Origin of the sequence: Streptomyces vulcanius, assembly GCF_042653945.1 — a bacterium.
Lineage (GTDB): Bacteria > Actinomycetota > Actinomycetes > Streptomycetales > Streptomycetaceae > Streptomyces > Streptomyces mangrovi.
In genome coordinates this window covers 37,432-61,870 of record NZ_JBHSFK010000048.1, presented here as the reverse complement: position 1 = coordinate 61,870, position 24,439 = coordinate 37,432, and the positions used below count along the sequence as shown (strand labels likewise).

The 24,439-nt window shown below is 72.1% G+C and carries 20 protein-coding genes and 1 pseudogene; 8 read left to right on the top strand and 13 right to left on the bottom strand.

The window, feature by feature from the left end; translation table 11 throughout:
- Positions 1-45: 45 nt before the first annotated feature.
- Positions 46-957: a LysR family transcriptional regulator gene (locus ACFPIH_RS46875; protein ID WP_381177233.1), complete on the bottom strand. Its 912-nt coding sequence runs from the start codon at positions 955-957 to the stop codon at positions 46-48.
- A gap of 130 nt (positions 958-1,087) precedes the next feature.
- On the opposite strand from ACFPIH_RS46875, the gene ACFPIH_RS46870 reads away from it, so the two are divergent.
- Positions 1,088-2,038: a DMT family transporter gene (locus ACFPIH_RS46870; protein WP_381177232.1), complete on the top strand. Its 951-nt coding sequence runs from the start codon at positions 1,088-1,090 to the stop codon at positions 2,036-2,038.
- A 68-nt stretch (positions 2,039-2,106) separates the two neighbouring features.
- Here ACFPIH_RS46870 and ACFPIH_RS46865 read toward each other — a convergent pair whose 3' ends face one another.
- Complete coding sequence (locus tag ACFPIH_RS46865; protein ID WP_381177229.1) at positions 2,107-3,504, bottom strand: aldehyde dehydrogenase family protein; 1,398 nt, start codon at positions 3,502-3,504, stop codon at positions 2,107-2,109.
- A 57-nt stretch (positions 3,505-3,561) separates the two neighbouring features.
- Between ACFPIH_RS46865 and ACFPIH_RS46860 the strand changes: the two genes are divergently transcribed.
- Entirely contained in the window at positions 3,562-4,260 is a 699-nt protein-coding gene (locus tag ACFPIH_RS46860) for a TetR/AcrR family transcriptional regulator (RefSeq protein ID WP_381177226.1), read from the top strand.
- A gap of 65 nt (positions 4,261-4,325) precedes the next feature.
- The gene (locus ACFPIH_RS46855) at positions 4,326-5,033 is read left to right on the top strand and encodes a DUF899 family protein (RefSeq protein ID WP_381177223.1); all 708 of its coding nucleotides are present in this window, start codon (positions 4,326-4,328) and stop codon (positions 5,031-5,033) included.
- 106 nt (positions 5,034-5,139) lie between these two features.
- Here ACFPIH_RS46855 and ACFPIH_RS46850 read toward each other — a convergent pair whose 3' ends face one another.
- Positions 5,140-6,009: a DUF4394 domain-containing protein gene (locus ACFPIH_RS46850; protein WP_381177220.1), complete on the bottom strand. Its 870-nt coding sequence runs from the start codon at positions 6,007-6,009 to the stop codon at positions 5,140-5,142.
- Between the two features lie 271 nt (positions 6,010-6,280).
- On the opposite strand from ACFPIH_RS46850, the gene ACFPIH_RS46845 reads away from it, so the two are divergent.
- From ACFPIH_RS46845 to ACFPIH_RS46835, 3 genes are all read left to right on the top strand, one after another.
- A complete protein-coding gene (locus ACFPIH_RS46845; RefSeq protein ID WP_381177217.1) occupies positions 6,281-7,480 on the top strand; it encodes a PucR family transcriptional regulator in 1,200 nt (399 codons plus the stop codon).
- 10 nt (positions 7,481-7,490) lie between these two features.
- Entirely contained in the window at positions 7,491-8,150 is a 660-nt protein-coding gene (locus tag ACFPIH_RS46840; RefSeq protein ID WP_381177214.1) for a phosphoribosylanthranilate isomerase, read from the top strand.
- A gap of 92 nt (positions 8,151-8,242) precedes the next feature.
- A complete protein-coding gene (locus ACFPIH_RS46835; RefSeq protein ID WP_381177211.1) occupies positions 8,243-8,590 on the top strand; it encodes a three-helix bundle dimerization domain-containing protein in 348 nt (115 codons plus the stop codon).
- A gap of 165 nt (positions 8,591-8,755) precedes the next feature.
- Here the strand turns inward: ACFPIH_RS46835 and ACFPIH_RS46830 are convergent, their stop codons facing one another.
- The 8 genes from ACFPIH_RS46830 to pstC form a co-directional block, all read right to left on the bottom strand.
- The gene (locus ACFPIH_RS46830; RefSeq protein ID WP_381177208.1) at positions 8,756-9,112 is read right to left on the bottom strand and encodes a carboxymuconolactone decarboxylase family protein; all 357 of its coding nucleotides are present in this window, start codon (positions 9,110-9,112) and stop codon (positions 8,756-8,758) included.
- Between the two features lie 84 nt (positions 9,113-9,196).
- Positions 9,197-10,075 (bottom strand): phosphate ABC transporter ATP-binding protein, encoded by an 879-nt coding sequence (locus ACFPIH_RS46825; protein WP_381177205.1) that lies wholly within the window; start codon positions 10,073-10,075, stop codon positions 9,197-9,199.
- Positions 10,076-10,089: 14 nt separating this feature from the next.
- Positions 10,090-10,989, bottom strand: a complete 900-nt coding sequence (locus ACFPIH_RS46820) for a sortase (protein WP_381177202.1) — start codon at positions 10,987-10,989, stop codon at positions 10,090-10,092.
- A 76-nt stretch (positions 10,990-11,065) separates the two neighbouring features.
- Positions 11,066-13,045 carry an Ig-like domain repeat protein gene (locus ACFPIH_RS46815; RefSeq protein WP_381177199.1) on the bottom strand — a complete coding sequence of 660 codons (1,980 nt, stop codon included), beginning with the start codon at positions 13,043-13,045 and terminating at the stop codon, positions 11,066-11,068.
- A gap of 212 nt (positions 13,046-13,257) precedes the next feature.
- A complete protein-coding gene (locus ACFPIH_RS46810) occupies positions 13,258-15,858 on the bottom strand; it encodes a hypothetical protein (protein WP_381177196.1) in 2,601 nt (866 codons plus the stop codon).
- Complete coding sequence (pstS, locus tag ACFPIH_RS46805; protein WP_381177193.1) at positions 15,855-17,522, bottom strand: phosphate ABC transporter substrate-binding protein PstS; 1,668 nt, start codon at positions 17,520-17,522, stop codon at positions 15,855-15,857. Before pstS ends, ACFPIH_RS46810 begins: the two co-directional genes overlap by 4 nt.
- Positions 17,519-18,811: a phosphate ABC transporter permease PstA gene (gene pstA / locus ACFPIH_RS46800; RefSeq protein WP_381177190.1), complete on the bottom strand. Its 1,293-nt coding sequence runs from the start codon at positions 18,809-18,811 to the stop codon at positions 17,519-17,521. The genes pstS and pstA overlap by 4 nt, the downstream gene beginning before the upstream one ends.
- Position 18,812: 1 nt before the next feature.
- The gene (gene pstC / locus ACFPIH_RS46795) at positions 18,813-19,793 is read right to left on the bottom strand and encodes a phosphate ABC transporter permease subunit PstC (RefSeq protein WP_381177187.1); all 981 of its coding nucleotides are present in this window, start codon (positions 19,791-19,793) and stop codon (positions 18,813-18,815) included.
- 274 nt (positions 19,794-20,067) lie between these two features.
- On the opposite strand from pstC, the gene ACFPIH_RS46790 reads away from it, so the two are divergent.
- On the top strand, positions 20,068-20,814 hold the full coding sequence (locus ACFPIH_RS46790) for an ALF repeat-containing protein (protein ID WP_381177184.1): 747 nt from the start codon (positions 20,068-20,070) through the stop codon (positions 20,812-20,814).
- A gap of 63 nt (positions 20,815-20,877) precedes the next feature.
- Here ACFPIH_RS46790 and ACFPIH_RS46785 read toward each other — a convergent pair whose 3' ends face one another.
- Positions 20,878-21,300 carry a VOC family protein gene (locus ACFPIH_RS46785; protein WP_381177181.1) on the bottom strand — a complete coding sequence of 141 codons (423 nt, stop codon included), beginning with the start codon at positions 21,298-21,300 and terminating at the stop codon, positions 20,878-20,880.
- A 205-nt stretch (positions 21,301-21,505) separates the two neighbouring features.
- On the opposite strand from ACFPIH_RS46785, the pseudogene ACFPIH_RS46780 reads away from it, so the two are divergent.
- Positions 21,506-21,838, top strand: a pseudogene (locus ACFPIH_RS46780) (nitroreductase family protein); the annotation flags it as partial.
- A 70-nt stretch (positions 21,839-21,908) separates the two neighbouring features.
- Here the strand turns inward: ACFPIH_RS46780 and ACFPIH_RS46775 are convergent.
- Positions 21,909-24,422, bottom strand: a complete 2,514-nt coding sequence (locus ACFPIH_RS46775; protein ID WP_381177319.1) for an FtsX-like permease family protein — start codon at positions 24,420-24,422, stop codon at positions 21,909-21,911.
- Positions 24,423-24,439: the final 17 nt, after the last annotated feature.

Sequence of the window (24,439 nt, the reverse complement as noted above, 5' to 3'; positions counted from 1 at the left end):
GAACCTGGTCTTGTCATGCCTCCGACGTAATGCCATGGGGGGATGTTAGCGGGGTGTGCCGGTGCGGGTCTGGATCTCCGCCGCCGCGCGGTGCAGTGCGGTGAGTGCGGTGCGTACGGCCCGTCGGGCGGTGCGTTCGGGGCGGTGGAGCACGTCGATGTGGCGTCGGGTGTGCACGCCGCTGAGCGGCCGGAGGACCAGCGCGGGGTGCGGACGGGTGGTCCACCGGGGCATCAGGGCCAGACCCCCGCCGGCGGCGACGACTTCGGCGGCCACCGCGAAGTCGTTGACCCGGTGGACGAGGTCGAGCCGCCGGTTCGCGGCGGCTGAGATCGCGTCGATGACGGCCAGCAGCGGGAAGCCGTCGTGAACGGTGATCCAGGGATGGTCCGCGACGTCCCGCGGGGTGAGGCGCCGCTTGGCGGCCAGGGGGTGGCCGGCCGGCAGGGCGATGTCGAGCGGCTCACGCAGCAGGGTGACGGCGGTGACCGAGGACGGCCACGGCGGCGCCTGGTCGAGCCGGTGGGCGAGGACGAGGTCGTACTCCCGGGTCAGCCGCGGGAAGTGGTCCTGGGTGACGTCCTCGTCGGCGAACGAGAACCGCGGGTGCCCGGGCTCGGTCCCGCCGAGGAGCAGGGGGAAGAACGTCGACGCGGCGCTGTGGAAGGCCGCCACCGACACCTCCGCGTCCGGCCGGTCGACGAACTCGTCGATGGTGTGCCGCGCCCTGGCCAGCGCCGTCTCCACCTCGATCGCCGCTTCGGCCAGGGCCTGTCCGGCATCGGTCAGTACCAGCCGCCGCCCGTCGCGTTCGGTCAGGGGGACGGGGATCGAGCGTTGCAGCAGCCGTAGCTGCTGGGAGACCGCGGAGGGGGTCATCAGCAGCGCCTCGGCCGTCGCGGTGACACTGCCCAGCTCACCGAGCTCCCGCAGGATCTGCAACTGCCGTTCGTTCACCCTCCCAGTGTAGGGATACCGTGCAGTGATGCTTAAGGGTCGATGAAGAAGCTGGTCCTTGGCTTCAGATTGGCGGCGGTGCACCGTAGGCGGTGTGATCGATGTCCTCGGCGTTCGCCGCACTGACGCAGTGCTTCTCCTCGTTGCCGTCGTCTGGGGTTCCAGCTATCTGGCGGCGAAGACGGCCACCCAGGCCCTGCCCGTCCTGGTGGTGCTGTTCGCGCGCTACGCGCTCTCCGCGCTCGCCTGTCTCGTCCTCGTCGCCCTCCGGGGGCGCTGCACCCGGGACGAGCTCCGGGCCGGGGCACTGCTGGGGGTCACCCAGGCCGCCGTCCTGGTGCTGGAGACGTACGGCGTCGCGAAGACCAGCGCGGCCAACGCGGGGCTGATCATCAGCCTCACCATCGTGCTCACGCCTCTGCTGGACCGCATGGTGGGTCCGGACTCCGGCCGGCTGCCCGCGCGCTTCTACGCCGCGACGGGCGTGTGCCTGCTGGCCGTCGCCCTGCTCATGGGCGGCAACGGCTTCCACGCCCCGGGCACCGGCGACCTGCTGATGCTCGCCGCCGCGGTGGTGCGCGCGGTGCACGTCGTCCTCGTGGGGCGGCTCACGAAGGGCCGCGCCGTACGGCCGTTGCAGCTCACGGCCGTGCAGATGGTCGTCGGCTCGGCGCTGTTCGCCGTACCGGCCGCGAGCGGTCTGCCGACGCTGACCCATCTCGGTCCTCCCGCCTGGGGGCAGCTCCTCTACCTCGCCCTGTTCTGCAGCGTGTTCGCCTTCCTCGCCCAGACCTGGGCGGTGCAGCGCAGTTCCGCCAGCCGGGCCAGTCTGCTGCTGGGCACCGAACCGGTCTGGGCGGTCGCGGCCGGTATCGGCCTCGGCGGCGAGAAGTTCACCGTCCTCGCCGGCCTGGGAGCGACGCTCATGGTCGCCGGAACGTACTGGGGACAGCACATCGAACGCGCCCACCGCACCGCGGACAACGAGGAGCCGTCCTCATCCACCGTGGTCCGCCGGCACCGCGTACACCCTGCCCCCGTTGCCGCCGAAGCAGATCACCCCGGCCACCACCTGCGATGACAGCGCCGCCTTGGCACCGGTGGCGAAGGACCGGCGTTTCCTGCCCGCCGCACAGCTGTTCGGCAGGCTTACAGGATCCGGCGCAGCAGGCGGTCCTTGCGGGTGGTGAAGGGTGGGTAGGCCAGGCGGAGGGTGTCCAGGAGGAGGGGTTTGTCGAGGACCGCCTTGGTGTGGCTGAAGGCGTCGAGGGAGTGGGGGCCGTGGTAGCGGCCGAGGCCGCTCGCGCCGACGCCGCCGAACGGCAGTCCGGGGACGGTGAGATGGGCGTTGGGGACACCGAAGGAGAGGGCGCCGGAGGAGGTTTCCGCCGTCAGGCGCTGCTTGGTGCGGCGGGAGGCGGTGAAGGCGTAGAGGGCCAGGGGTTTGGGGCGGCCGGTGATGAAGGTGATCGCCGCGTCGAGGGACGGGACGGGGACGATCGGGAGGATCGGGCCGAAGATCTCGTCGCGCATCAGGGGGGTGTCCACGGGTACGTCGGCCAGGACCGTGGGGGCCAGGTAGCGGGTCGTACGGTCGTGTTCGCCGCCGGTGACCACGCGGCCGGCGTCGGGCAGCAGGGCCAGCAGCCGGTCGAGGTGGCGGTCGTTGACGATGCGGCCGTAGTCGGGGCTCGCGGCCGGGGAGGGGCCGTACATCTCGTGGATGGCCGTGGTGAGGTGCGGCTCGATCTCCGTGGCGGTCTCGCCTATCGCCAGGAGGTAGTCGGGGGCCACGCAGGTCTGGCCGGCGTTCATGTACTTGCCCCAGGCGATGCGGCGGGCGGCCGTCGCGAGGTCCGTCCCGGGTTCGACGACCGCCGGGGACTTGCCGCCGAGTTCCAGGGTGACCGGGGTGAGGTGGCGGGCCGCGGCGGTCATCACGATGCGGCCGACCGTGCCGTTGCCGGTGTAGAAGATGTGGTCGAAGGGGAGGTCGAGGAGCGCTGTCGTCTCCGGTACCCCGCCCTCCACGACCGCCACCGCTTCCGGGTCCAGGGCTCGCGGGAGCCAGTGGGCCAGTGCGGCCGAGGTCGCGGGGGCCAGTTCGCTGGGCTTGACCACCGCGCAGTTGCCGGCGGCCAGCGCGCCGACCAGGGGTGCCAGGGACAGCTGGAGCGGGTAGTTCCAGGGGGCGATGACCAGGACGGTGCCCAGGGGTTCCCGTACCGTCCGGGCGCGGGCCGGGGCGAGGGCCAGCGGGACGGGGATACGGCGGGGGCTCAGCCAGCGGTCGAGGTGGCGCAGGGTGTGGTCGATCTCGTTGACGAGGAAGCCGGTCTCGGTGGTGTGGGTCTCGGTGGCGCTCTTGCCGAGGTCCGTCCGCAGGGCGTCGGCGAAGAGTTCGTGCTTCTCCGTCAGGAGGGCGCGCAGGGCGCGGAGCTGGGCCTTGCGCCAGGCGGTGGGGCGGGTGCGGCCCGTCGTGAAGGTGGCGCGGAGGCGGGAGAGCGTCGCTTCCGGGGCCTCGACGGCTGTGTGCTGGGTCGGCATGACCGGACCATATGCGAAACGGAAGCCTTTCGTTTCGTATTGGGTATGCTCGGGGGCATGGCCGCCACCCGCTCACCGAACGCACCGAACGCACCGATGCCTGACGTGCCGGAGCGGCGCCGGGGGCGGCCCCGGGACGTCGGGCGGGACCGGGCGCTGCTGGAGGCCACCCTCGCCGTGCTGGCGGAGAGCGGTTACGGCGGGCTGACCACCGGTGCGGTGGCGGCCCGGGCCGGCGTCTCCACCGCCACGCTCTACCGCCGCTGGTCCTCCAAGGAGGAGCTGGTGATCGCGGCGGCCGCGACCCGTGCCGAGGAACTGGTGCAGCAGCCCGACACCGGCAGCCTGGAGGGTGATCTACGGACCCTGCTGCGGGACAAGGCCGCGAGCCTGACCGGTGAGAGCGGGCGGCTGATGCGGGCCCTCGTCGGCGAGGCCGCGCACAACGACGCCCTCGCCGAGGCCCTCGGGAGCACCTTCCTCGCACCTGTCCACCGGAGGGTGGAGGAGGCGGTGGCCCGCGCGGTCGCCCGGGGGGAGATCCCGCCGGTGGACGACGACCCCGGCGTACCCGGCGCGCTCGCCGTGCTCGGCGATCTCGTCGTCGGGCCCGTCCTCAGCCATTTCCTGATCACTCCGCGGGACCCGGACCGGGTGCCGCCGGAAGCCGCCATGGCCATGGCCGACCGGCTGCTGCCCTTCGTGCTGCGCGCCCTCGGCGCCCAGGCCCGGGAGTCCGCCGCGCCGCCGCCGTAGACTCGGAAGTGGCCCGCAAGCAGGGGGGGGGAAGCGATCACCAGCGCTCACCCCAGGAGGTTGCGATGGCAGGGCAGCAGATCCGGCAGATCCGGCAGACCCGGCTGACCGGGGAGACGGCGGAGTACCTCGACGCCCGTGAGGAACTGCGCAGGGCCGAGATCGAGCTGATGCGCCACCGCGAGGAGGTCGCGGCGCGGCGGCGGGCGCTGCCGCCGGGGCCGGTCCTCGACGACTACGTCTTCCTCGAGGGCCCCGCCGACCTCGACGCGGGCGACGCGCCGGTCGAAGAGGTCAGGCTCGGCGAGCTGTTCTCCGCGCCGGACCGGCCGCTGATCGTCTACCACCTGATGTTCGGCAAGCTCCAGACCGAGCCCTGTCCGATGTGCACCCTGTGGCTCGACGGCTTCAACGGCGTCGCCCACCATGTCACCCGCAACGCCGACCTGGCCGTCGCGGCGGCGGCCGGGCTGCCCGCCCTCCGCCGGCACGCCCGTGACCGGGGCTGGCACCGGCTGCGGCTGCTGAGCTGCGGTGACAGCACGTTCAAGTACGACCTGGGCAGCGAGGACGACGAGGGATGGCAGGACTCGACCATCTCCGTCTTCACCCGTGACGGCGACGGCGCGGTCCGGCACCGCTACTCCGTGCATCCGCGCCTGGCCGAGGACATCGACGAGCGCGGCATCGATCTCTACGCGCCCGTCTGGCAGATCCTCGACCTCACCCCGCAGGGGCGCGGCGACTGGTACCCCACACTCGCGTACCACTGACCGGTCGGGCGCGTGGTTCGAGCCGTACCACCGGGCCCGGCAAAGGGGGGTCGCTTCCCCGTTCGTCCCCCCCTTCGCTCCCCGCCGCCGGGCCCGGTGGACGGGATCAGGTGCCGGAGAGGGTGATGGCCAGGTCCGTGATGTTCAGGGGGAACTGGGCGATCGGGGTCGCCTCGCCGGTGATGATGTTGACGCTGTAGAGGGAGGGGGTACTCGCGCCGTACGGGGTGAGGGCAGCGAAGGCGGCGACGGACGTCGTCTTGCCGTTGGTCAGGTAGCTGAAGATGTCCATGCCCGCGTTGGCGCCGGCGTCGATGCCGAGCGCGCCGGTCGGGGCCAGCGTGCCGTTGTTCGCCGGTGACTGGAGGACCACCTGGTCCGTGGCCGTGTTGATGTCGACCAGGGTGGTCACGGTGGCCGGGTCGAGGTCGTTGTTCGTGTACGCGGCGGCGGAGACGCCCGTGGCCGTCCCGGCCGGCGGGGTGGTGAGGGTGGCGTCCGAGGCCGTGGTGTGGTCGTTGAGGTTGTGCCGCAGGTTCTGGCCCTGGTCGCTGATCACCCGCAGCCGGTCGGCCGCCGGGTTGAAGTCGACGTCGAAGTTCGTGCCGTACAGGGTGACCTGGAGCTGGGAGACCTTGGTGACGACCACGTCCGTGGTGGCCGGCGGGGTCTTGATCGTGTAGATGCCGCCCCTTTCGCCGACGCCGTACATCAGGCCGTCCTGGGGCCGGACGTCGATGCCGACCAGCTTCGTGTCGCCGACCAGACCGGTGACGGCCCTGACCCAGTCGAGCACGTTCGGACGGTCGGTGGTGAACATGGCCATTAACGTGCCGTCGCCGGTGATCCCGAACGCGCGCAGGCTCGGAGTGGCCGCGGCGGCCGAGCCGCTGCTCGGCACGCCCAGCATCAGCGCGGTACTGGTGACCAGGGCCGCTCCCGCCGCCGCGATTCTCTTTCCGGTAGAGGATTTCATCGCTGTTTCCCTCCCGTTTGAACAAGCTGAACGAACTGAACGAACTGAACGAGCTGAACGAACTGAATGAGCGGTCGTATGCGGCTCCTATTAAGCCCAGTCCGCAGTTCCCTCACAACGGAAACGGGGGCGGAGAACGCCTCGATCCGGGAATTTTGCGCATCATGACAAAAGGGCCGTAGAAAAACCTGCCCGCCATTTATGCGGAGTGATAACGCGCCGTCCTGATTTCGGCTTTCGGTCGCCGAATCGGAATGCCATGATCGCGGGCATGGGGAGCCTCTTCTTGGAACTGTCCCGGCAGGCGGCGGCCAACGCACGCCGGGAGGTCGAGGCGTACACACGGGAGATCCCGGAGTTGGAGATCCTGGGCCGCAGCCGCCGGGCGCGGGACGAGACGATGGAGTACTCGGTGTGGCTGCGCCGCCGAACCATCGATCTCTCCCCGGACAACGACGCGTTGAGCGCGGACGACCTCGCATACATCGCCTCGATCGGCGAGACACGGGCCGCGGCGGGAATGTCACTGGACTCACGGCAGCGGGTACTGCGGCTGCACACCGAGCTCATGCTCCGGGACATCAACGAGGCGACCGTGGCGCAGCGCGGCGGCGGCGACGTCGACGAACTCATGCGGATCATGACCTGGTTCGCCCCGCAGGGAGAGCGCGGCATCGTCGCCTACAGCCGGGGGTTCGTCACCGCGCTGCGCCGCCGGATGCCGTACGCCGAACAGGCCGCCCTGCTGGTCCGCTCGCTGCTGGACGCCGAGCCCCTCGCGGCGGAACTCGCCACGGCCGTCGGCATGGAGGTGCCCGAGCGCTGCGCGGTGACGGTGATCCGGGTACCGGGCCTGTCCATGGCCGGTGACCCCGGCCTGGAGGGCGAACTCGAGGCGCTGGTGAAAACCCATCAGATGCCGGTCCTGTGGGACCCGGAGGGCGGGGGCGGGGACGGGGAGCTGATCGCGCTGGGACCGCTCCAGCAGGCGGAGCCCGACGAGTCCCGGCTCTCCGACGCCGTACGGGACTTCGCTGAGGCCCTCGGCCGGCCCTGCGCCGCCGGCACCGCCTCCGGGCCGGCGGACGGGCTCGGCGACGCCCTCGAACAGGCGCGGCGGATCAGCCGGGCGGCCCCGCTGCGGCCGGCGTCCGCGCGGATGCGGGCACACACCGTGGCGGACGTCTTCGTCGAACTCGCCGTCGCAGGGACGCCGTTCGCCGACGACTGGCTCCGTACGGTGGCGCGGCGGCTGGATCCGGGGCCGGACCTCTTCGTCACGCTCGACGCGTACTACCGGCACGACATGCAGCGCGGCGCCGCGTCGGCGGCCCTCAACGTCCACGCCCGCACCCTCGACTACCGGCTGCGCCGGGTCCGCGAGCTCACCGGCATCGACCCGGGCTCGACGCACGGTGTGCGCGTCCTCAGCGCGGTCGTCAACCGGCGGCTGTCGGGAGCGTGGCGCTGAGCCGGGGCGGATGCGGCAAGCTGGGACCGTGAACGACACGACTACCTCCCTGTTCATCAAGATCTGCGGGCTGCGGACCGAGCGGGACGTCGACACGGCCGTCGAGGCCGGGGCCGACGCCGTCGGGTTCGTCTTTTCGGCCAGTCCGCGCCAGGTCGACGCCGCCACGGCCGCGCGCCTGTGCCGGCGCGTGCCCGAGCACGTCCTGACGGTCGGCGTCTTCCGCGACGAACCCCTGCCCGATGTGCGGGCCCTGGCCGGCGAGGCGGGGATCCGGGCCGTCCAGCTGCACGGCTCGGAGGGGCGTGAGTACTACGACGACCTGGGCGCCGGCGGCTGGACGCTGATCCGGGCCGCCGCGTTCGGCGAGGCGGCACCGCCGCGCTGCGGGGAGCTGGGCGAGGACCTGCTGCTTCTCGACGCCCCCGTGCCCGGTTCCGGGGTCGCCTGGGACTGGTCCGGCGCGGCGGCGGCCGTCCCCGGGCCCGGGGAGAAGTGGCTGCTCGCCGGCGGTCTCACCCCGGACAACGTACGGGCCGCTGTCGCCGCCGCCCGCCCCTGGGGCGTCGACGTCTCCAGCGGGGTCGAGCGCAGCCGCGGCATCAAGGACCCCGCCCTGATCACCGCCTTCGCCGCCGCGGCCCGGGCCACCGCCCGACCCCCGGCCTGAGCCCCTCCCGCCGCCTCCCCGGGGGCGATCATGCCCGGGTGGCCGGAGAATGGTGGACGTACTCCGCTTCCTAGGCGGGGAGGTCGAGGGCCATGCGCGGGCTGAACGGGCGGAACGAACTCGACGCCGTCCAGGACGTGGTGCGACGCCTGGTCCTTGCCTACGACTCCGTCGACGCCGCTGTCGTCGAGGCGGCGGTGAAAGAGGCGTGCGAGGTGTTCCGGGAGGCCAGGGTGCGGGCCTTCGTGCCGATCCTGGTCGAACGCCGCGCACGGGGCGCGCTCACGTCGTACCGGCGGACCGGAAGTGGTTCGCACGCATCTGCACCGCGGCCGTACTCGCCCACACCCTTACGGCACCTCGACCCCCAGTACCCCACCGTCTCCGACACCGACGAGGCCCACAGAGCACGGCGGGAACTGGAGGCCGAGGGGCCGTAACGCGAGCCGGACGTCGGACGTCAGGGCCTCCACTCGGTTTCGGTTTCGAGCATCGAGTGCACGACCGAGTCACGCCGCCATGCGTCCGGCGAAAAACCCCGGCCCAGAACGCGAGCCGGGGCGGGTTCCGGGCCGGAAGGGGCGCCCTCGTCCGTACGGCGGGAGTCAGGAGCCGGATCGGCTCTTGGTTTCTGCGCGGGCGATGGACTCCGCCTCCGACTCGGCCAGGGCGATGGCGAAGCCGAAGGCCTCGGCGAGGTGGCCGGCCGCCGACATGACGCGGGCGGTGCCCACGACGGGGGCGATGGCGACCAGGACGTCCTGGAGGCGCTCCGCCGTCATGCCCGCCTTGATCGCGGGATCCATGTGGGCCAGGTAGGAGACCGGGGGTGCGTCCATCGCGACGAGGGCGGCGAGCCTGGTGAGGATCAGCGTCTCGTCGTCCAGGCCGCACCGCTCGATCGAGTCGACGGTCATCGCGGCGAGGGTGTCGAGGACGGGTGTGTCAGAAGCAGTGGCCATGGCTGGACCGCCTTCCCTTGCTGCTTCGGGGGTTCGGATTCGCCTCTTCACCGTACGAGCCCGACGCGGCCACCGCATTCGCGATCAGCCGAAGCGGCCCGCCACGTAGTCCGCCGTGCGGCTGTCCTTCGGGGTGCCGAAGATGTCGCCGGTCGGGCCCGCCTCGACGATGCCGCCGGGGGTGCCCTGTTCGGCCAGGAAGAACGCGCACTGCTGGGAGACCCGGGCGGCCTGCTGCATGTTGTGGGTGACGATGACGACCGTGACCTGCCCGGCCAGCTCCTGGATGGTCTCCTCGACGCGGCGGGTGGACGTCGGGTCGAGGGCCGAGCACGGTTCGTCCATCAGCAGCACCCGGGGGCGGACCGCCAACGCCCGTGCGATGCACAGACGTTGCTGCTGGCCGCCGGAGAGCGCGCCGCCGGGCTGGCGGAGGCGGTCCCTGACCTCCTTCCACAGGCCGGCCCGGGTCAGCGACTCCTCGACGAGGAGGTCCTTCTCGCGGCGGCCCGCCCGGGCGCCCGTCAGCCGCAGGCCCGCGACCACGTTGTCGTAGATCGACATCGCGGGGAACGGGTTCGGCTTCTGGAAGACCATGCCGATCCTGCGCCGGGCGTCGGTGAGGCGCCACGACGCGTCGTAGATGTCCTCGCCCTCGAAGAGCACCTCGCCGCCGAACTGGGCGGCCGGGATCAGCTCGTGCATCCGGTTCAGGGTGCGCAGGAAGGTCGACTTGCCGCAGCCGGAGGGGCCGATGAGGGCGGTGACCTCACCCGCGGGCATCGTCAGCGACACCTGGCTGAGCACCTGGTGGCTGCCGAACCAGGCGGAGACGGCACGGGCCTCCAGGGTGGCGGGGGAGGGGCCGCCGGGGGCCGCTGCGGGCAGGACCACCGTGTCGGTCAGCGGGTCGACTCCGGCGGCCGCGTCGGTCGCTTCGGCTTCTTTGATCAGGTCGGTCATTTCGGTCACCTCGGTCACAGCAGATTCGGGAGGAGCTCGGTGGTGCGGGTGGCGACCTGGAGGCCGAGGACCGCGACGACGGGGGCGAAGACGATCCACGTCTGGTGGCGGCCCCACCGGTGCCAGGTCCACACGGCGGCCACCGACGCGAGGAGCAGCGCCTGGAGCCACATCACCAGCGGCCAGGGCACCCCGGAGGGGCGGGCCAGGGGTTCCTCGGCGGACGGGAGCGTGCCGGAGCGGATGACCGCCGCCGGGGTCTGGAAGGGCGCGGAGACCAGGTCGGCGTCCACCCGCAGCAGGCCGGACGGCATGAAGCGGGTGCCGGTGGCGGTGACCAGGACCAGCCGGCCCTTGCCGGCGGCGAGCGGCGCCGGCGCCGGGTCTCCGGCCCGCCGTACGCCGCTGACCTGGTACGTCGACTTGCCCTGGCCGGTCGTCACGGTGAACCTGTCGCCCGCGCCGAGGGAGGCGAGCCGGCCGAAGGGGGCGCCGTAGGCGGCGGCGCGGCCCATCAGGACGCTGGTGCCGGTCTGGCCGGGCATGGGGGTGTCCCGGCGGTGGCCGGGGCCGTCGGTCAGGACGGAGGAGTCGGTGCCCTCCAGGACCACCTGGTTCATCCCCAGTCCGGGGACGGTGATCAGCGCGACCGGGGTGCCCGGCGCGAGCAGCCGGCCCTCCTGGTCGGTCTGGGCCACCGGGGCGGTGCCCAGGGCGAGTCGGCCGCGCAGTTCGTCGTACGCGGCCTGCTGCGCGGAGTGTTCCTGGACGCCGCTGACCAGCAGCAGTTGTGCGGTGACGCCGAGCAGCAGGGCGGCGAGGCCGAGCAGCCCGCCGCGGGCGAGGTGACGGACCGCGGTGACGGCGGTGACCCCGCCGGCACGGGTGAGCGTGAGGGGTACGGCGACCGTCACTGCGGCCCGCCTCCTTACTGGGTGAGATGAATCAGGTGGATCTGGTGGATCTGGTGGATCTGGTGGATCAGGTGGATCAGGTGGACTTGATGACGAAGTTGGCGCCGTTCCTGCCGTTCACCGTCGTCGAGCCCGCGTAGTAGGCGTGCAGGGTGTGGCGGCCCTTGCTGAGCTTCGGCAGGGTGATGACGACCTTGCCGGCGCGCAGGGTGCCGGTGGCGATCACCTTGGAGCCCTGGTAGACGCGGACCGTGCCGCCCGGGGTGGTGCCGGTCGCGGTGACCTTGACGGTGACCTTGGCGCGCACGGTGTGCTTCACGGACGTGGGCGCGGAGGTGGCGACCGACGGCGTGGCCTTGGTGACCTTCAGGGAGATCTTCGCCGAGGACGCGTTCAGCTTGGTGTTGCCGCCGTAGGAGACGGTCAGGCTGTGCGTGGCCACCTTGAGGTGGTTCGACAGGCTGACGGTGACCTTGCCGGTCGAGCTGAGGGTGCCGGTGCCGAGGGTGGTGGCGCCCTCCTTGACCGTGACCTTGCCGCTCGGGGCGACCGAGTGCGAGCCGGTGACGGTGACAGCGACCTTGGGGGCCTTGCCGTACGGGGTCGTCGCGGTGGTCGCCTTGGTGGTGCTGTTGTACTTGACCGTGCCGGTCCAGGTGGCGGCCGTGCCGGTGCCGTTGAGGTTGTTCGCGGTGACCGTGGCGGTATAGGCGCCGGTGGCCAGGCCCGTGAAGGAGTACGACGTGGTGGTCGTCGGCAGGTCCTTCGTGGCGACGACGGCGCCGTCCTTGTCGGTCAGCGTGAGGCGGTAGTCGGTGACCGGCAGTACGGGGGCGAGGGCGTTCGGGGTCCAGCTGAGCTTGAGGCTCGCGTCGCCGGCCGTGGTCTTCAGGGTGGGCTTGCCGGGCGTGGCGTTCGTCAGCCCGTTCTCCAGGCCGCCGACCTTGGCGTGCTTGGCCAGGTTGACCGAGCCGTTGTAGGACTCGTTCAGGAAGCCGAACTTCGCGATGACGTTCTCGGCGTTGTCGGAGGCCAGGGCGGCCTCGTGGCTGCCGCTGGTGACGAAGACGTCGTAGATGTCCTTGTCGAAGAAGACGCTGGTCGTGTCGATCGTCCGGCTCGGCACGACGTTGTAGACGTCACGGCCGAAGGTGGCGTTCTCGTAGTACCCGGCGACCGGGGTGAGCTTGCCGTTGACCGTGGTGACCGGGCTGGTCGCGCCGGTGTCGCCCGGCAGCTGGAGGCTCGCCAGGTGCGCGCCGGCGCTGACCGCGGTGGAGCTGTAGTCGGGGGCGATGCCGTTGTTCTGCGCGATCCAGCTGCCCACGGAGAACGGCGCGAGCGCGCCGTCCTCGGTGAGGGCGGCGTTGGCCTGGTTCTCCTGGACGGTCGGCAGAGTGGTGTCGACGGTGCCCTCGGTCAGACCGATCGCGTTGAGGAAGAACTTGCGGGTGCCGGAGCCGCTCTGGGGCAGGACCGGGTGCAGGGTCTGGCCGTTCAGGGTGCGCACGCCGCCGGACTTGTAGATGTCGAACAGCTGCGCGACCGTCAGCGTGTCGAGGCCCGGTCCGCGGACCGCGACGCCGACCGCGTCCCGCGCGAACGGGATGTACGTCAGGGCGTTGCCGGACGTGCTCGGACCGCCGGAGGAGCGGGCGAAGTCGACCTGGCCCTTGATGGTGGCGGAGTCGGTCGCGACGGCCTTGTCACCGGTCAGCGACGAGCTGAGCGCCGTACGGCCCGGTCCCGAGCCGTTCGGACGGGTGAACGACGGGCCGCCCGAGCGGGTCTGGATGGTGGCGGAGCCGATCGCGTCGTACGAGGCGATGCCCGCGCCGGACGCAGACTTCACGGCCGTCGAGGCGTAGGAGGTGCCGTTGACGGTGTCGCCGGCCAGGGCGTTGAGCACGTCCTGGGTGGTGTCGGAGCCCACGCCGACCAGCTGGCGGAAGGTCCCGGCGGGGGTGGGGTCGGCGTACGCGGGGCTCGCGAGAGCCATGCCGCCGGCCACCACTGCGGCGGCGACCAGGGCCGCCGTGGAGCGCGTTCTGCGCATCGAGAGTCTCCGTGACTGTGCGAGAGGGTGATGAGGAGAGGGATCTGGCAGGGTGGTGCGGGCCGTCCGCCCCGACTGTCCTTCGGGGCGGGCGGCCGTCTGTGGGGCGGCCCGGGAGCCGCCGGTGTGGGGCGACCCGGGAGTCGCCGTCCGAGGGGGCGCTCCGAGCTGCCGTCCGTGGTGCGGGCGAGGGCCGCCCTGCGTGTGGCGGCCTAGGGCCGCAGCAGCTTCCGCAGGCGTTCCGGAAGCGCGGGCAGGAGGGTCACCGTCCGGCCGCCGGGCAGCGGCACCCGCAGCGGGAGCCGCAGCCGGCCGCCGCCCGCGAAGGGCGCGCCCACCGCGGCCGCCGCGCCGAGGACGGCGCCCACGGGGACGGCGTAGCGCAGGGCGTTCGCGGGGTCGGCGGGGGTGGTGCCCAGGGCGGTGGTGCGCACGGCGTCACCGCCGTCGTACGACGGTGAGGCGGCCGGTGAGGCACGGGTGGGGGTGCCGGTCGCCGCGCCGGTGTCGCCGCCGGTCGTACCACCGGCCGGGGTGGCCTCGGTGCCGGCGCCCGTGCCGGAGCCGCTCGTGGCCGGGGTGCTGCCGGTGCCGCCGCTCGTGGTGCCGCCCTTGTAGTCGGAGAGGGCGTTGGCGGCGGCGGTGGCGCGCTCGCGCAGCGTCTTCGGCAGGGGGGCGTATCCGACGGGAAGCCGGCCCGGGTCGGCGCCGGTGACCTGGCCGGCGCCCGCCGCGTACCGCAGCAGGGTCGCGTAGTCCTTGCGGGCGGCCGGCTCGAGGCCGGCGGGGCGGGCCGCCGCGTAGACCAGCTGGGCGAGCGGGTAGGCGCCCTTCGCCGTGGCCCCGGTCGGGGTGATCTCGGCGACGCCCTTGCCGGCAGCGCTCGCGGCGGCCGTGGTCAGGGAGGTGACCGTGGGCGCGACGAACTTTCCGGCCGCGTTGCGCAGACGGGCGGTCTGCAGGCCGTACCGGGTGGCGGAGGCGGCGTCGGTGACGGTGATGAGGAAGCGGGAGCCGACGGTCTGCGGGCCGGGGCTCTTGTACGCGGGCGGGGTGGCCAGCGGGTCCCAGGACGATTTCCACAGGCCGTCCGCGCGGCGGGTGTGCAGCGCGCCGGAGTGCATGTCGTCCACGTACGGATGGAAGTCGATCATGCACTGCTTCTGGGTGGCGCCGCTGCCCGGCGGGATCGTGCACCAGGGGTCGCTCTTCGGGTAGTCGTCCGTGCGGGACGGGTCGAAGGCGGCGCCGGTCGGGTTCAGGTCGGCGTTGGTGGAGTAGTACGGGTTGACCCGCGTCCCGTCGTCGTCGGGGACGCCGGCGAGGAACTGCCGGGCGTCCTTGTCCGACTGGATCCACTGCCACAGCGCGCGGGCCGAGTCGGAGTGGCCGAGAGTGGTGAGCAGGTCGGTGTCGGTGGCCGGGGTCTCGGCGACCGAGAGTTCGGCGAACTCCGGGTTCAGCGCGATGAACTCGGGGTCCGTGGCGAGCCCGGCCGGATTGTTCCTCGCCCAGCCGTAGTGCTGGGCCGCGGTGCCGCTGATCACCGCGCCCCACGGGGAGTTGCGGTAGGACTCGGTGAGCAGCTTGGCGACCAGGCGCGGGGTGAGGTCGATCGACTCGACCTTGGTGCCGGCGAGTTTCTGTGTCGACTCCGGGGCACCGGCCCTCGGTCTGCGTTCGATCGTGAAGCCGATGACGGTTGCGGAGAGCGCGACCGGCGCGTACGAGGTGGTCCCCGAGGGTGCTGTGGTGCCCTCGTCGGCGCCCAGCGCGCGGGTGGTGAAGGCGAGGCCGGAGGCGCCGTCGCGGGTGAGACGGGCGCGGGTGTCGGGCTCGCCGTACTCGGTGTAGCCGTAGACCTTGCCGGTCGGGCACATGGCGGACTGCCAGCTGGTCATCGCGTCGGCGACCAGCTCGCTGCCGGTGGTGGGGAGTTCGGCGGAGCCCAGCGCGCAGTTGGTGCCGACCGGGTTGAAGCCGAGCGGGATCGCGACGCGGTTCTGCCAGTTGGTGGAGGAGACCGGGGAGCCCGCGTTGACCTGGCTCCGGTCGGCGTACGGTTTGCCGTCGAGGTCGAGGTGGCCCTGCGGGACGATCACCAGCCAGCAACTGCGCGGCTTCGTCACGCCGTTCGTCTTCACGGGGGTGCCGCAGCCGAGGTGCGGGGCCTCGTTGGCGGTCTGCACCTCGAAGAACTCCCGGCCGGTGCCGTCGGCGCCGGTGCGGGCGAAGTCGACCTCGTTGGTGGTGTTGCGGTTGAAGTAGGGGTTGTTCTGGGTGTTGCTGGTGACGGTGTCACCGCTGACCGGCTTGAAGGGGACCTCGCCCGGCGCGTTGGGGTTGGCGGCTCCGTAGCGGTTGTCCTGGCCGTAGTTGGCGGGGTCGGCGCTGTAGAAGACCCGGCGGGTGTCGTCGTAGTCGTTGCCGGGCCAGCTGCCCCGGTCGGTGGTCGGGGAGGCGCCGTACTGGCACTGGGTGCGCGACGGGCCCGGGTTGGCGGGGACCGTGCCGTCGTCGTCGCCCCAGCACTGCATGATCTGCACGAAGTCGGTGTTGAACTGCGTGCCGGCGAAGGCGGTCGGGGCGCCGCCGGTCCAGGAGACGGTGACCGCCTGGCTGGTGAGGTGCGTGGTCTGGTCGACCGTGAACCTCATGTCCTTGAACTCGCCGCGCCCGGCGACGGTGACGGCGGAGGACGAGGTGGCGGCCGTGGCGGGCGGGGCGGTCTGGGCGACGGCGAGTCCGGCGAGGGCGCCGACGGCGGCGCCGGCGACGAGACGGGTGAGGACGCGGCGTACGGGGTTCTTCATCGCGAACTCCCGTCGGCCGGGCGGTCGTTGCGGTTGCCGCCGCCGTTGCCGAGGAGGCGGGAGACGATCGACGGCAGCATGATCAGCGCCAGCACCAGGAACGCGGCGAGGAGCATCAGGGTCTGGGTGCCGGTCCAGCCGGTGCGTCCGGCGACCGCGACGGGCTGGGCGAGGGCGACCGTGCCGTCGGCGGCGGTGGCGGTGGTGCCGCCCGAGGTACCGCTCGCCGTGCCGCCGCCCGGGTTCAGGGTCTGGCCGGTGTCGGGGTCGACGGAGGGCTGGGCGCTGGTGCCGCCGCTTGTGGAGCCCCCGGAGGTACCCGCCGTTGTCGTACCGCTGCTGGTCGTACCGCCGGACGTTTCTCCCGAACCGCCGTTCGTCGTAGTCGACTTGGCGCCGCCGCTGCCGCTCGTGCAGGGCGCGGCGCCCTTCTTGTCGCAGGCCTTCGGGTAAGGCGCGGTCTCGGCGAGGCGGTTGCGGCCGTCGGAGGTGAAGGTGGGGTTGTTGCACTTGCGGATGTTGATGTTCTGCGCCGTCACGCCCGGGATACGGCGGATCTGGTCGAAGCCCGCCTGCACGAGGTTGATCGGCAGGGGCGAGTAGCCGAGATCGGGCGCCTGTTGCTGGCCCTGGCACATGAAGTAGTACGAGAACGCGCCGAGCGTCTTGCCCTTGGCCTCGGTGAAGGTGCCCTGCACCTTCAGCGGCAGGATCATGTACGAGTAGCTGGACAGCGGGTAGTTGCGGCGGTCGCTGTCGTTGTAGACACCGTCGAGCTGCTGCGTGAGGTAGTCCGCGGAGCTCTTGTTCGTGTTGATCTTCGCCTTGAGGAGCGAGACCGCGACGTTCTGCGGGGTGGGCTCGGTGTAGTAGCCGGCGTGGTTGAGGACCTTGGCGACCGGATAGTGCGCGTTGAGGGCGTACGAGTAGTTGACGTAACCGATCGCGCCCTCGCCGTAGTTCTGGGCGACGTAACCGGCCACGCCCAGGTCGCCGGACTGGGCGATCATGCCGGAGACGGTGGGGTAGTACGAGGTCTGTCCGCACGCCCCCGATCGGCCGACCTTGGCGCAGTACGCCTGCCACAGCGGCTTGTGCTGGTTGGCCATCCACATCGTGAACTGGGCGGTCGAGCCCGAGCCGTCGGAGCGGACGACGGGGACGATGGTGCGGTGGGGGAGCTGGAGCCCGGGGTTGTCGGCCTTGATGACCGGGTCGTCCCAGGTCTTGATCACCCCGGTGAAGATCTTCGTGACGACGTCGCCGGAGAGGCGGAGGTTGGTGACCCGCTTGCCGTTGACGGTCAGGTGGTACATGAACACCGTGCCGCCGGCCACGATCGGCATATACGCGTACGACCCCGAGCCAGGGCGTTCCGCCGCGCTGCCGTCGGTCGGGTTGGTCTGGAACGGGATGTCGGAGACGGCGAAGTCGACGGTGCCGGAGAGGAACTGGCGCCGGCCGTCGGAGGAACCGGTACCGGCGTAGCTGATCCGCATGCCGTACTGGTTCACGGCCCGGCGCCACTCGTCCACGGCATTCTCCGCCCAGGTGGAGCCGGCGCCGGCGATGGGGGTGTAGCTGTCGGCCGATGCGGGGGTGGCTGTGCTGAGGATGCCTATCAGCGCGGCCAGGATGCCCAGCCGTCTCAGGGCGTTGATCATTGGTGACGGTCTCCGTTGTCGGGTGCGGGTGCGTGGGGGCTGGTCGCGCCCCGCGGCGGAGCCGCAAATGGATGTGGCCCCGCGCCCCTGAGGGCGTTCGTCCCGGCGTATCTCTGGATGTCCCGGCGGGATGCTCTTGCCGTTCTGCGCGCCTGGCGTTTCGTCTGGTGGCCCGGGCCCCGGCCGCCGACCACCCGTGCGATGACGAACAGGACCAGGACCAGCGCCATCAGCACCGCCGCCGCACCGAAGCCGCGCGCGATCATCGTCGGCTCCGGGGACTTGACGAAGTTGAAGACCGCGAGGGGGAGCGAGACCATCGGGCCGTTCGTCGGGTCGGCGTTGAGCGCGGCGGTGAAGCCCGCCGTGAGGAGAACCGGTGACGTCTCGCCGATACCGCGCGCGGTACCGAGGATGACCGCCGTGGCGAGACCGGAGCGGGCGGTCGGCAGGACGACGTGCCAGACGGTCCGCCAGCGGGGCGCGCCCAGCGCTTCCGCCGCTTCCGTGAGCGTGCCGGGGACGAGGCGCAGGACCACGTCCGCCGCGCGGATCACGATCGGCAGCATCATCACGCTGATCGCGAACCCCGCCGCGAGCCCCGACTTCTGCATGCCGAGGCCGAGGATCCAGACGGCGTACACCATGAGGCCCGCCACGATCGACGGCAGCGCGGTCATCGCCTCGACGATGGTCCGGACGAAGCGGGAGAAGCGGCCGGGGATCTGGTTCAGATAGACCGCGCAGGTCAGCCCCAGCGGGACGGTGATGGCGAGCGCGATGGCGATCATGATCAGCGTGCCGAGCATCGCGTGGGCGACACCGCCGTTGCTCAGCGGGTCGAGCGGACCGGCCGCCTGCATGTCCTGGGTGAAGAAGTTGCCGTGCGGCAACGCCTCCCGGCCCCGCCACGCGGTGAACCCGACGACCAGGGCGAGGGCGAGGAACAGCAGCCCGGACGCGGTCCACAGGACCACCGTCATCACCCGGTCGCGTACCGCCTGCCCGTCCTCCTCCAGGCTCGTGAGCACGGCGTAGACGGCGAGGAAGGCGGCGTACCAGGTGACGGCGAAGCCCAGCCCGCCGGAGAACGGCGCGATCTGCCCGAACAGCAGCACCGCCACGCACAGCCCGGACGCGGCGGCACCGCACAGCGACAGCACTCCGGAGCGGGTCGGCCCGCCGACGCGGCGCGGCCGGTCGGGGAGTTCCGGGGTGACGGGGGCGGTTTCCGCCACGGTTTCGGCCACGGGCCCAGCCGTCGGCGGCAGGTGTTCCACGACGGTCATCTCATGCCTCGCTCTGTGCGCCGGACCGGGAGCGGGCCACGATGGAGGAGGCGGTGAAGTTGACCGCCAGGGTGAGCAGGAACAGCGCCAGGCCCGCCGCCATCAGCGCCGACATGCCGAAGGTGGACGCGTCGCCGTAGTGCAGGGCGATGAGGGAGGAGACCGAGTTGGAGCCGGTCTGCAGGATGTGCGGCTGGATGGCGAAGACCGGCGAGATGATCAGGTAGACCGCGATGGTCTCGCCGAGCGCCCGGCCGAGCCCCAGCATCGTGCCGCCGATGATGCCGCCCTTGCCGTACGGCAGGACGACCGCGCGGATCATCCCCCAGCGGGTGGCGCCCAGCGCGTACGCGCCCTCCCGCTCGCCGGCCGGGGCCTGCGCGAACACCTCGCGCATCACCGAGCACTGGATCGGCGCGACCATCAGCGCGACGACGAGCCCGGCGACGAACGCCGACGCGGTGTACACGCTCTCGGAGGCGAGCGGTTCGCCCGGCTGGGTGCCGTCGACGGTGAACAGCGGGATCCAGCCGAACCAGGTGGACAGCCACCGGGAGAGGCCGATCACGTGCTGCTGGAGGAAGAACAGGCCCCACAGCCCGTAGACCACGGACGGCACGGCCGCCATCAGGTCGACCAGGGTGACGAGCGTACGGCGCAGGCCGCGCGGGGCGACGTCGGAGATGAACAGCGCGGTCCCCACGGCCAGCGGCACGGAGATCGTCACCGCGACGGCGGCGATCAGCAGGGTGCCGGTGAGTACGGCCGCGATGCCGAAGTTGTGGACGTCCGGCTGCCACTGGGCGGTGGTGAGGAACCCGAACCCCTTCGCCCGCAGCGCCTGACCGGCCCGCAGGAGCAGGAACAGTCCGACGGCCGCCATGATGGCGAGAACGACGACCCCCGTGGCCGTCAACTGGTACCGGAAGATCCGGTCACCGAGCCCACGGGCCGTGTGAAGCTGCCGTGGTACGGACGTCACTGCGCCCCCAAAGAAACGTTTCTCCCCAAGCGGCTCCGTGATCGAGGCACGCGGGGAGAGTCAATGGCTGATTTCTTTCCCCTCAACCCGTTGGATGTGGACGAGATGTGAACGGGTCATGTCTCTTTCGCGGGGCAGCTGTGGGCTTTTCGGGATCTTTGCGAATTCCTCAGCCGCCGTTGATCGACCGGAACTCCGAAACGCCCGTGACAACGGCCGGTATCCCCGGAAGGATCACTGACGGCACATCAATCAACACATGGGGGAACACGACATGAGACTCACCCGTCCGGCACTCGCACTCGCCGCGGGCGCCCTGGCTCCGGCCCTGCTGCTCACCACGCCGGCCTTCGCCGCAGGCACGGCCACCGCCTCCGTCACGGCGCCGGCCACGACGGAGACGGCCGCCGAGTCCGACTCACCGTACGACTCCATGACCGAGGAAGAGCTGCGCATCGAGATCCTGCGCATCCTCGCCGACCCGGCCACCGGGGCGGGGGTGACCAGGGAGGCGAACAAGGCCCTCGACGGCACGGTCGAGGACCTGCGGGCCTTCCTGAAGACGGGCCGGGCGATAGCCCAGGACGAGGACAACACCGTGGCGATCGCGCGCCTGCTCGCCGATCCCGCCAGCGGGAAGGCGGTGATCAGGGAGGCGAACAAGGCCCTCGACGGCACCGCTGCCGACCGGGCGTACTTCCTGTCCACCGGCCTCGCCATCGCGCGGGACGAGGACAACAGGGTGGCGATCGCGCGCCTGCTCGCCGACCCCGCCAGTGGCAAGGCGGTGATCAGGGGGGCGAACAAGGCCCTCAACGGCACCGCTGCCGACCGGGCGAACTTCCTCGCCACCGGCCTGCGGCTGGCCCGCGCCGAGGACGACCGCGTCGCCGTCGCGAAGATCCTCGCCAGGACGGACATCAGCGCCGCCCTGCGCGCGGCGGCGGAGGCCGTCATCGACGGCACCCCGGAGGAGCTGCGCTACTTCATCGAGGTCGGCCAGTACGAGGTCGACGCCTGACAGCCGGAGGGCGGGCCGGAGCGGTTCTTCACCCGCTCCGGCCCGCCCCGCTGTCGCTGTCGCTCAGCCCTGGGCCTGGACGATGTTGACCATCCACGGGATGCCGAAGCGGTCGGTACACATGCCGAACACATCGCCCCACATCTGCTTGTCCAGCGGCACTCCGACCGAGCCGCCCTCGGACAGCTTCGCCCAGTAGCCGCGCAGATCGGCGTCGTCGTCGCCGCTCAGGCTTACGGAGAAGTTGGTCCCGGCGGTGGACTCCATGCCGGGCGGGGTGTCGGCGGCCATCAGGGTGAAGCCGCTCGGGGTCTCCAGCATGCCGTGCATGATCTTTTCGCCGCCGGTCGAGCCGGGGGCGTCCGCCTGGCCGAAGTCGCCGTAGGTGTTCAGCGACAGTTCGCCGCCGAAGACCTCCCTGTAGAACTCGAGCGCCTGCCGGGCGTCCCCGGTGAAGCTGAGGTACGGGTTGAGTCGAGAAGTCATGGAATCCTCCTGAAAGAGGCAGAGGGCCGGTTGTGCCGGTTGTGCGGAGATTAGCCCGGGGCACTGACAGCGGCACCACGGATCCCCGCCCTGTTCCGGTGTCGTCCCCCTTATGACCGGCGGGGTTCGCCGAACTCATCGGTGTTCCGGAAACGTGAACCGGGGCTCGCGGACGCGCCGGCCCCTTCCTCTTCCACCGGGTGCCGCATTCGTCATCCCCGCCGTGGAGGGGCGCACCGACCACGCCCCGGTGGCCGAGCAGGCAGGGACGTGGGGATCGATCCTGCCGGCCGTGTGGAGCTTCATGCTGGCCGCACGGGCACGCGGCCTGGGAACGGTGTGGACCACAGCCCAGGCGCCACTGGAGCGGGAGCTGGCCGGGATTCTCGACGTGCCGTACGAGGACGTCATGCTGGCCGCGTTGATCCCACTGGCCCACACCATCGGCACCGACTTCAAGCCCGCCCGCAGGATCCCCCGCGAGCAGGTCCTGCACTGGGACCGGTGGAAGCAGAGCTCAACCGGTCCCTCGCAGTAGAACCCCACTGCGGCTGCCGGCCGCAGGCAACACACACCCTCGTCCGCACCCGCCGACCCGCCATGGTGGCTCACGTCGCGCGGAGCGCGTCCGCCGGCGGGGTGCGCAGGGACTGGCGGGTGGGGAGTTCGACGGTCAGGAACGAGGTGAGGACGACCGTGGCCGCGATGGCGGGCAGCAGCCAGACCGGGCCCGTCGGCCAGGGGTGGCCGAGGAAGCCCTGGCCGAGGAGGGCGAGGGGGAGGGCGGACAGCAGCAGGCCGGAGACGAGCGCGGCGGCGGCGATCACCGCGGCCTCGCGGCGCATCATGGCGCGGATCTGGCGAGGGGTCGTGCCGACCAGGCGCAGCGCGGCGATCTCGGTGCGGCGCTGGGCGGTGGCGGCCACCAGCTTGTTGGCGATGCTGAGGAGGAGGTAGCCGAGCAGGACGACGATCGTCGCCAGGTTGATCCACACCTCGGGCGGGGTGTCCTGGTCGGTGCCGGAGTCGGTGGCGGTGTCCTCCAGGGCGAGGCCGGGGCGGGACGCGGTGAGCGCGGCAAGGCGGCTCTCGGTGGCGGCCGCGCCGTCGGTCCGGACGAGGAGGCTCTGGGCGAGGGCGGAGGTGGTGTGTCCGGCTGCCAGGTCCCGGGAGAGGACGAGCGGGCCGAAGCCGAGCCCGCGGTCGTACACGGCGACGACCCGCGCCTCGACCTTCGTGCCGTCGCCGAGGAACAGCGGTATCCGGCGCCCGAGTTCGGCGCCCCGGGACCCCGAGACCTCGCTGCTGACGGCGACCGTGGCGCCGGTGAGACGGCTCAGGCCGCCCTCCCGCACCCCCAGGTCGAGGACGTCCGCCGCGTCCGGGCCCGCGATCAGCGCGGAGGCGGACTCGGCCTGGGGGTCGCCGAACTCCTCGTACGGCCAGACGACGGAGGTCGTACCGACGGGGGCCGCCGCGCGGACGCCCGGCACCTTCCGTACGGCGGTCGGCGCGTCGGCCGGCAGTCCGCCGAGGGCCGGCGCGCTCAGCCGGTACTGGGCGAGGGTGCCGGTGCGGGTGTCCTGCGCGGTCGCGGCGAGCACGGTGGTCTGCGCGAGGGTGTACGTCAGCACGAACACGACCGCCATGGCCAGCGGGCTGACGACCCCGGCGACCCGCAGCGCGTAAGCCCGTACGTTGGCCAGCGCCAGCCAGGTCGGGGCCGAGGCCCGGCGCCCGAGGCGGCGTACGGCGGCCTCACCCGTGGAGCGGACCAGGGCCGGGCCGCACAGGGCCAGGCCGATCGCGGCGACGATGCCGGCGATGGAGGTGGCCGCGGCGCCGATCATGGTCCGGGCCAGCAAAGGGGTCACGGAGAGGGTGAACGCGGCGGCGATCAGCAGCACGCCGGTCAGGGTGCGGCCCTTCGAGGGCGTGCGGGGTTCGCTGCGGGACTCGGCGACCGCCTCGGTGGCCGGCATCCGGGAGGTGCGCCAGGCCGCGGTCCGGGCCGACAGCTGCACGGCCGCCGCCAGCAGCACCAGCGTGGCGAGAGCGGGGAACGGGCTGACGGTCAGGGGGAGTTCGGGCGGCAGGACACCCCGGTCGGCGAGCATGCCGCGGAACTGCCCCGCCAGCAGATAGCCGAGCGCCACCCCGGGCACCACGGCCACGGCCGCCACGGCCGAGGACTGCGCGGCGGCCAGCCGGCGGATCTGCCTCGGGGTCGCCCCGACCGCCCGCATCAGCGCCAGGTCCCGGCGCTGCCCGGCGATCGACACGCCGAGCGCGCCCGCCGTGACGAACCCGGTGATCAGCAGGACGATCCCGCCGAGCGAACCGGCGAGCAGGACAAGGAGCGAGCGGGCCGACCCCACGCCGGGCGCCGCGGTGTCGCCGATGTCGGCGCCGGTGACGACCTTCAGCCCGGTCCCCGCCACCCGGTTGCGGACCGCGTCGGCGACCCACCGCTCGGTGCCGGGTTTGGTCGTCAGGCCGATCAGGTCGACGGTGTCCCGGCTGCCGGTGAGCCGTACGGCGGTGTCGTCGGCGACGTAGACGCCCGCGCCGGGTGCGTCGACCACCGCCGTGACGCGGTAGCGCGCGGCGGGACGGCCGTCCGCGACGACCTGTACCCGGTCGCCCGCCTTGAGGCCGGTGGTGGCGGGCACGGCGACCTCGCCGTCTCCGGCCGGCGCCCGGCCCGTGACACGGGGGTGGGCGAGGAGCTGTGTCGAGGACCAGCCGTGACCGGCGGACGTGGGGTCGTCGGCGGTCGGCACGACCCGGCCGCGCGCGTCGACCAGCGCGGCGGGGAAGCCGACGTCGCCGACGGTCGCGGTCACGCCCGCGAGACCGGAGATCCGCTCGACGAGCTTGGCGGGGACCCGGGCGCGCTCGGGGAGCGCGAGGGCCGGATTCCCGGGGGAGTGGAACTCCTGGTCGGCCGCGACGACGACGTCCGCGCCGCCGAGCCGGCCGGGCGGCAGCGTCGAGCGCAGTCCGGACTCGGCCAGCACCCCGGTGCCGGTGATCAGGGCGGCCCCGCCGAGCACCGCGCACACCACGGCGAGCAGGGCGGTGAGCCGGTGGGCGGCCATGCGCAGAGCGATCGAGAACATGGATGTGGACATGGACG

Bases quoted from the DNA above. Each gene is read 5' to 3' on its own strand.
- ACFPIH_RS46865 (WP_381177229.1), bottom strand. From the start codon at position 3,504: ATGCCGACCCAGCACACAGCCGTCGAGGCCCCGGAAGCGACGCTCTCC.
- ACFPIH_RS46860 (WP_381177226.1), top strand. From the start codon at position 3,562: ATGGCCGCCACCCGCTCACCGAACGCACCGAACGCACCGATGCCTGAC.
- ACFPIH_RS46855 (WP_381177223.1), top strand. From the start codon at position 4,326: ATGGCAGGGCAGCAGATCCGGCAGATCCGGCAGACCCGGCTGACCGGG.
- ACFPIH_RS46850 (WP_381177220.1), bottom strand. From the start codon at position 6,009: ATGAAATCCTCTACCGGAAAGAGAATCGCGGCGGCGGGAGCGGCCCTG.
- ACFPIH_RS46845 (WP_381177217.1), top strand. From the start codon at position 6,281: ATGGGGAGCCTCTTCTTGGAACTGTCCCGGCAGGCGGCGGCCAACGCA.
- ACFPIH_RS46840 (WP_381177214.1), top strand. From the start codon at position 7,491: ATGCGGCAAGCTGGGACCGTGAACGACACGACTACCTCCCTGTTCATC.
- ACFPIH_RS46835 (WP_381177211.1), top strand. From the start codon at position 8,243: ATGCGCGGGCTGAACGGGCGGAACGAACTCGACGCCGTCCAGGACGTG.
- ACFPIH_RS46830 (WP_381177208.1), bottom strand. From the start codon at position 9,112: ATGGCCACTGCTTCTGACACACCCGTCCTCGACACCCTCGCCGCGATG.
- ACFPIH_RS46825 (WP_381177205.1), bottom strand. From the start codon at position 10,075: ATGACCGACCTGATCAAAGAAGCCGAAGCGACCGACGCGGCCGCCGGA.
- ACFPIH_RS46815 (WP_381177199.1), bottom strand. From the start codon at position 13,045: ATGCGCAGAACGCGCTCCACGGCGGCCCTGGTCGCCGCCGCAGTGGTG.
- ACFPIH_RS46810 (WP_381177196.1), bottom strand. From the start codon at position 15,858: ATGAAGAACCCCGTACGCCGCGTCCTCACCCGTCTCGTCGCCGGCGCC.
- pstS (WP_381177193.1), bottom strand. From the start codon at position 17,522: ATGATCAACGCCCTGAGACGGCTGGGCATCCTGGCCGCGCTGATAGGC.
- pstA (WP_381177190.1), bottom strand. From the start codon at position 18,811: ATGACCGTCGTGGAACACCTGCCGCCGACGGCTGGGCCCGTGGCCGAA.
- ACFPIH_RS46790 (WP_381177184.1), top strand. From the start codon at position 20,068: ATGAGACTCACCCGTCCGGCACTCGCACTCGCCGCGGGCGCCCTGGCT.
- ACFPIH_RS46785 (WP_381177181.1), bottom strand. From the start codon at position 21,300: ATGACTTCTCGACTCAACCCGTACCTCAGCTTCACCGGGGACGCCCGG.
- ACFPIH_RS46775 (WP_381177319.1), bottom strand. From the start codon at position 24,422: ATGTTCTCGATCGCTCTGCGCATGGCCGCCCACCGGCTCACCGCCCTG.